The sequence below is a fragment of the Wolbachia endosymbiont of Cylisticus convexus genome (genome assembly GCF_003344345.1).
In genome coordinates this window covers 1-5,053 of the sequence record NZ_QPIP01000084.1, presented here as the reverse complement: position 1 = coordinate 5,053, position 5,053 = coordinate 1, and the positions used below count along the sequence as shown (strand labels likewise).

At 33.4% G+C, this 5,053-nt stretch carries 6 protein-coding genes; 1 reads left to right on the top strand and 5 read right to left on the bottom strand.

The genetic code is table 11. The features are described 5' to 3' along the window. The 4 genes from wmk to Wcon_RS07630 form a co-directional block, all read right to left on the bottom strand. Nucleotides 1–781, bottom strand: a 781-nt coding sequence (wmk, locus tag Wcon_RS07645) for a WO male-killing family protein Wmk (protein WP_147269174.1), incomplete at its 3' end; no start/stop codon positions are given. A gap of 19 nt (nucleotides 782–800) precedes the next feature. Next, entirely contained in the window at nucleotides 801–1,088 is a 288-nt protein-coding gene (locus tag Wcon_RS07640) for a hypothetical protein (protein WP_114517767.1), read from the bottom strand. An 81-nt stretch (nucleotides 1,089–1,169) separates the two neighbouring features. Then, a complete protein-coding gene (locus Wcon_RS07635) occupies nucleotides 1,170–1,529 on the bottom strand; it encodes a hypothetical protein (RefSeq protein ID WP_114517766.1) in 360 nt (119 codons plus the stop codon). 162 nt (nucleotides 1,530–1,691) lie between these two features. After that, nucleotides 1,692–1,901 (bottom strand): hypothetical protein, encoded by a 210-nt coding sequence (locus Wcon_RS07630; RefSeq protein WP_147269173.1) that lies wholly within the window; start codon nucleotides 1,899–1,901, stop codon nucleotides 1,692–1,694. 221 nt (nucleotides 1,902–2,122) lie between these two features. Here Wcon_RS07630 and Wcon_RS07625 point away from each other — a divergent pair, with 221 nt between their 5' ends. Continuing rightward, nucleotides 2,123–3,034, top strand: coding sequence for an Rpn family recombination-promoting nuclease/putative transposase (locus tag Wcon_RS07625; protein ID WP_114517764.1), 912 nt, complete (start codon nucleotides 2,123–2,125; stop codon nucleotides 3,032–3,034). Nucleotides 3,035–3,044: 10 nt separating this feature from the next. On the opposite strand, the gene Wcon_RS07620 is transcribed toward Wcon_RS07625, so the two are convergent. Continuing rightward, nucleotides 3,045–5,053, bottom strand: a 2,009-nt coding sequence (locus tag Wcon_RS07620; RefSeq protein ID WP_179947500.1) for an ankyrin repeat domain-containing protein, incomplete at its 5' end; no start/stop codon positions are given.

Here is a 5,053-nt window from a genome sequence, read left to right as displayed (position 1 = left end):
ATTTTATTAGTACATGACGTAGTTCTTGGCTTTTAATCTTTTTGTATTCTTCTATTAACCTTGATAGCTCTGCTTCACTATTCTCATTTTCTCTTGTTTCTGGAAGCAGATCTGTAATATTAATTAATAGTACCTTTGCTATTTCATCTAACATTTCAAGTGAAACAGCAGCTCTCCCTTGTTCATACTCATATATTCCTTGATTTGTTATGCCAACTTTATTCGCTAAATCTTTTTGTGTATATCCTCGTATCAACCTCCATTCTTTTATTCTTTGACCTACTTTATACGGAATGGAAATTTTTTTCTCATCATTATCATATTCATCAATAGATAAACTGGTCGTTTGAGAGATAACATGAGCAGAAACTCCTTCCTTAACTAAACCCTTTGCCACCTCTACTTTTACTGCCTTTCCACTTTCTTCCTCACTAATACGGATGAATTTAGTTAATAAATAAAACGTTTCACGTAATTCTTGATCCTTAATCTCTTTATGTCTTCTTACTAGATTTAGTACCTCCTCTCCCTCATACCCTTTCTCATTTGATACTTCTTGTCCGTAAGCTAGGTCTCTAGCAGTTGTTGATAATGCTTCTGCTAACTCATATAATTTCTTAATTGAAATTCTGCGTGTTCCTTTTTCATATTGCAGTATTACCTGATATGTTGTATCGATTTTTTTTGCTAAATCTTTTTGAGTATATCCCTTTGCTAACCTACAACTTCTTACTTTCTGTCCTAGTTTGTAATCTAAAGATTCAAGGTCGCTAGCGGTCATTCTTTTTCGTAGCCTGCCTCTAATGTCTTCTATTTGCATTTTTGCTTAGTTTTGATAATAATTTCTCTCTTTCCCTTATTACTTGGTTGCTTTTGTCTCCAATCTCTCTCATTTCTCTTTCTCGTTCTTTTATGCTAGACTTCATAGCTTCAGCTTGCTCTTCTCCACTTGCAAGTTCTGATTCTAATCTTCTTACTTTATATTCCAATTCTACAAACCTTTCATTTTTTTTTAGCGTCTCTATCATCTGATTTATTTGTGAGCGCAATTCTCCTTCTTCTAAGCCTTCTGCTATTTTAATTAGCAATAACTCATCTATTTTTCCAGATTGAACTATAAATAGATTGCTCTTATATCAACAGGCTTTGCTATTAATACGTCAACATTATTACACACAAAACGTTTTAAACTTATGTTTTTTTCTAGATATGTCCTGCGATAATTTTTCCTTTAATTCTTCATATGCTCTCGACAGTAACACCTCTAATTCCTTAAAAAATTCAAGTTCAATATCACCTGACGTAAGGATCATTAATAGATGTTTTACTAACTCCCTATCATTTGATTTAATTGCCTGATAAATTGCTTTTCCTCTATCCTCTTTCAAATCATACAGTTCCGATGAATCACTTAAGCTAAATAAATAGTTTGTAGCTCCTTCAGAAACATAGGCAATATTAATTTCTCTTAATGGATGGTCATCATTAAACTTCTCTAGATCAATAGTTTCTTCTATTGCAACAGCCACTTTTTCTTTAGCTGGTCTATACCTTCCCTTGAATCCCTAGGTGTATTTTTAACTTCATTTAGTACCTCGTTATACAGACCCTCACTGCTTAATAATGTACAATGCTCCTTTAGCCGCTTGAGATAGAAATTTTGCTAGCATATCCAATAGACCTACCAAAAACTACAATGCCCACGCTATTAAGTCATACAGAGCTTCTGTGTATATTATAACTTTAATATAAATTTTACTATCAAAAATATTGATATTATTTTTCGAATATTTTACAATACGATAGTCGTAATTGAGCTTTTGCGCTCCTACTTTTATGGAGATTAGCCTCTTGCACCAAAAAGCGTTAAAAAGGGTATCTTCTACAGCTACTAAACTCATAGCATCCATTTACTGGCCTTTTAAAGCTATTTTTAGAGGTAGTTATAAAAAGTAGTAAAATTTCTTCCATCTAAAGTAGAGAATGCTATTTTAAGGTCATCTATGGAGGTCGTTTTTTTCATCAACGCATTCAAAACTTAAAAAAACAAACTAAAAATAAAGAAGTTGAATATTTCTTCACAATTGTGTATAATTATTAATGCTTTCTAGGTTAATTCGTCATGGCTTTTTCTAAATTTCTAGACCCTAAAAATGACCTCAGTTTTAAGAAAATCTTTGGCTCTGAAAAGAATAAAAATATCCTCATTTGCTTCCTGAACAATATCTTGGACTTTTCTACTTCTGATCAAATAATAGAAATTGAATTCCTCAGCACTATCATGGATCCTGAAATTGCCTCTGACAAACAAAGCATTGTTGATGTTCTTTGCAAAGACTCTATTGGTAATAGATTTGTTATTGAAATGCAGCTCGCTCGTGATAAAGGCTTTGAAAAACGTGCTCAACTTTATGCTGCTAAGGCTTACTCAAGACAATTAGATAAGTCTGGTAATTACATTGATCTTCAGAAAGTTTTCTTTATTGCTATTTCCAATTGTAACCTTTTGCCTGAAGAAGTTGACTATATTTCTACTCATAATATACGTGATATCAAAACCAATGGTCATTACTTAAAAGATCTACAATTTGTCTTTATTGAGTTGCCTAAATTTACAAAAAATAGAGTAGAGCAATTAGAGAATACTACAGAGAGATGGTGTTTCTTTTTTAAATATGCAGAAGAAACAACTGAAGAAGATTTGAAAAAGATAGCAGCAGAAGCTCCAATAATAAAGCTAGCATATGATGAATTAGATAGGTTTCGCTGGAATGAAAAGGATTTGATCGCATATGAGGAAAGAATATTGAGTGTACAGAAAGAGAAGGCTATCCTTGCTCAAAAACTCGATGATGCTAAACTAGAAGGCATCCAAATCGGCCATGAAAAGGGCAAAGCGGAAGGAGAAAAACAGGCTAAAATAGCTGTAGCCAAAAACCTACTTAAAGCTGGCGTCTCTACTGACATCATATCACAAACTACAGGTCTTTCCTCTAATGAAATCAAACAGTTACAGTCAGAAAAGACCTCATAGTTCCCTCTATTTATCGCTCTAACACACTGCTTATTCCTTTAACTACTGATGTTCCATTTAAGAAAGTATCAGGCTTTTTAGGTAGCTCTTTTGCAACCACTTTTCTTGAAATTTGCTGATCTGAGGTCTGCTCTACTTTCTGTTGTAGCAGTACAGCTTCTTTCTCCCCTTTTAAATTATTCCTTAAGTGGACTAGGAACTTATCGGTTTGTTGAAATTCTGGACACGCTTCTTTTGCAAATGAATATAGAGTTTTTGATATTTTAGAAAATTTTTCACTCACTATTTGCCTAACTATAGCCGATTGTACTGCCACAGGATCAAAGTTTAGATTTTTTACTGATATACCTGATTTAGTGGCTGTTTCATTCAATAATCGCTTAAATCCCTCTGTAATATTCAATGCATAGCCCAATGCTTCTAGTGGGGATATAGACTGATCTACTGTAGAAATGTACTTTTGACCTGTAATCCTCCTTATAAATACGTCTAACAAAAATAGTGTACTATTTACATCAACTTGCGAAAAATCTACTGTTTTTAAATCACCTTGAGCTACAGAGTTATAAGATTCATTCTTATTGGAAACATTGATATCTTTACTATCAATGAACCATCTACCTATAGGATTGACTATGTTTGTTGTTAATAAACTACTCTTTGCTTTTACCCAACCAAACAAACTATTTAGCCATGAAGATGGCCTCGTACTACTACTTGCCGCTATTTCAGGTTGATTACTTAAATCTATAGCAAGAGGTTTACGCGATAAGCGACTACGATAACGATTGTAATCTCCATGGTTATGACGACGCTTGCGTTGTGTGGGTTTTTTATTTTCTCCCTTAATTCTGTTTAAATACTGTACAACAGTATCGTGCCTTTTCCAAGATGCAAGATCCAACGGTGTTTTACCATCATTATCTTTAATAGAAAAATTAGCACCTTTCTCTATGAGATATTGTACTATACTTAAGTGACCATTTCTAGCAGCCCAATGCAGAGGAGTTCGACCAGTATTATACTTAGCATCAATACTAGCGCCTTGTCTGACATTGTCTTTAACTTTTTCAAGGTTTCCTTTTCCTGCAGCAATTAATAATTCTTTATTTAGATCCAATTGCTTTTGTTTCAGAACTTCTATTACTTCTTTGTAATCTTTTTGAGTAGCTAAATCTAAAGGCGTTTGACTATACATATCTGTAGCCTTGATATTAGCACCTCTATCAAGAAGTAGATTTACTACATTCAGCCTACCTGCTTGAACAGCAATGTGTAAAGGTTTTTGATTATAGTAATTTTGAGACTCAATATCAGCGCCTCTATCAAGAAGAAATTCAGCTATATCTAAATTACCTTCTTGTACAGCATAATGTAAAGGTGTTCCCTGATATGTTGTTTCATTATCGATATTAGCACCATTATCAAGAAGAAATTTTACTATACTCCATTTACCTGCTTCCGCAGCAAGGAGTATAGGTGTCCAACCCTGCCTATCTTGAGTATCTAAAGTAGCACACCGACTTACAAGATCTTTAACTTTATTAAAGTCACCATCTCGTGCTGCAGCCAACAATTGTTTATTTAGTTCCAATTCAGCCCTCTTTTGGCAAATTTCCGAAGCTTTATTAATTAGGTTTTGTATTTCTGCTACATTGGACAAACTAAACTTATCTAATCTTCGAATTATTATTGGTTCTAATCCTGAATCGAATTCCAATGTAGAAATTCTATAAGATTCAGAATTATTCCAATTTTTTATATTGATTACATGGTTAGATACTTCATCGAAAAACACCAAATCTGTATCACTACTGGAAACCCTAATTCGATCTGGAGTAACATTTTCTAATATCACTACTCCTACACGTTGCCCCACCGAAGTTAAAGTATCGTCTTGATTATGTGTAATATTAACAGACCCAGTAAAATCTATAACATATTCTTTTATAACCTCTTCGTAATCATCCTTAAGTTTATCTTGATAACTCACTGCTTCATCAATCTCTTGCGGCAGGT